Source organism: Actinomadura sp. 7K534 (assembly GCF_004348575.1).
Classification (GTDB): Bacteria; Actinomycetota; Actinomycetes; order Streptosporangiales; family Streptosporangiaceae; genus Spirillospora; species Spirillospora livida.
Genome location: NZ_SMKB01000466.1, coordinates 1 through 1,639 on the forward strand (window position 1 = coordinate 1; position 1,639 = coordinate 1,639).

Genomic DNA, 1,639 nt, shown 5'->3' on the forward strand with positions numbered 1-1,639 from the left:
GGGATGCTGGGGCCGGAGTGGGAGCGGCTGCTGGCGGCGGAGCCGGAGCTGGCGGAGCTGTTCGCGGAGGGGGACGCCGGGGACGCGGAGCTCGCGGAGTGGCTGGGCCAGGCGCGGCGGATGGTGGAGCGGTACTTCACGCTGGAGGATCCGCGCCGGCTGGAGCCCGCCGAGCGGGAGCTGTTCGTGGAGACGGTGCTGGATTCGGGGTTGAAGCTGCGGGGCTACATCGACCGGGTGGACGTGGCGCCGAGCGGGGACGTGCGGATCGTCGACTACAAGACGGGGACGGCGCCGCGGGCGGATTTCGAGGCGCGGGCGCTGTTCCAGATGAAGTTCTACGCGCTGGTGCTGTGGCGGCTGCGGGGGCGGGTGCCGCGGTTGCTGCAGCTGATGTACCTGGGGAACGGGGAGGTCCTGCGGTACGAGCCGGACGAGGCGGATCTGCGGGCGACGCAGCGGAAGGTGGAGGCGCTGTGGCAGGCGATCCGGCGGGCGATGGACACCGGGGAGTGGCGGCCGCGGCCGGGGCGGTTGTGCGACTGGTGCGATCACAAGGAGCGGTGCCCGGAGTTCGGCGGCACTCCCCCGCCGCTGCCGGTGGTTCCGGGTGCGCGGCCTGCGGTGCCGGTGGACGCGGCGGAGCCGGCGGGTTCGGCGCGGGAGCGTGACGACCTGTAGTTTCGCGGTGACGCCAGGTGTGGCTTTGTCATGTGGGGACGCCCGTGTCCTCCTTGGGGAGGACCGCGGATCCCCGTTCAGGAGGGCTCGCTACCTGGTGCGACCTCCTAGGGTGAGAGCGTGTCACCCCGCATCCGTGGTCTTCGTGCTTTCCGCGCCTGGTTGAGGACGCGTCCTCGGGCCGCCGACGCGCTGCTGGCCGCGGGCCTGCTGCTGGTGGGGCTGCCGGAGCTGTTCCTGGAGGAGCTGCCGGACCATTCGGGTTACGAGCAGTTCCGCGACCCGGACGTGCTGAACGCGCTGCTGGTCGCGGCGGTGACGATGTCGCTGGCGTGGCGGCGGCGGCATCCGCTGCCGGTGCTGCTGTTCATCATCGGCGGTGAGCTGGCGATGTCGGTGGCGGGGTATCCGCCGTCGGTGGCCGACGTGGCGGCGTTCCTGATCGCCGTGTACAGCGTGGCGGCGCACCGGGGGCTGGCGCAGAGCGCGCTGGGCGGGGTGCTCGGGTCGGTCTATTTCCTGGTGTACCTGATGATGGCGCCGGTGGACTCGTCGCCGCTGGTGATCGTGACGGACTGCGCGCTGGTGGTCGGGGTGTGGGTGCTGGGCCGGAACCTGCGGCTGCGGCGGGCGTACTTCGCGGAGCTGGAGGACCGGGCGGCGCGGCTGGAGCGGGCGCGGGGCACCGACGCGCGGGCGGCGCGGATCGAGGAGCGGTCGCGGATCGCGCGGGAGCTGCACGACGTGGTGGCGCACCATGTGAGCGTGATGACGGTGCAGGCGGGTGCGGCGCGGCGGATCATCGACCGGGACGCGGGGAGCGCGCGTGAGGCGATGTCGACGATCGAGGAGGTCGGGCGGACGGCGCTGAGCGAGATGCGGCGGATCGTGGGGGTGCTGCGGACGGACCGGGACGCCGAGCGGGAGGGGCGGGAGCTGGCGCCGCAGCCGGGGCCTG

Annotated in this window: 2 protein-coding genes; both read left to right on the top strand. The window is 73.2% G+C overall.

Going from position 1 to position 1,639, the window contains the following annotated elements; genetic code table 11:
* Positions 1 to 681: PD-(D/E)XK nuclease family protein (locus E1266_RS37135; protein WP_132055250.1), on the top strand; the 681-nt coding region annotated here is incomplete at its 5' end.
* 162 nt (positions 682 to 843) lie between these two features.
* Positions 844 to 1,639: histidine kinase (locus tag E1266_RS37140; protein WP_243719370.1), on the top strand; the 796-nt coding region annotated here is incomplete at its 3' end.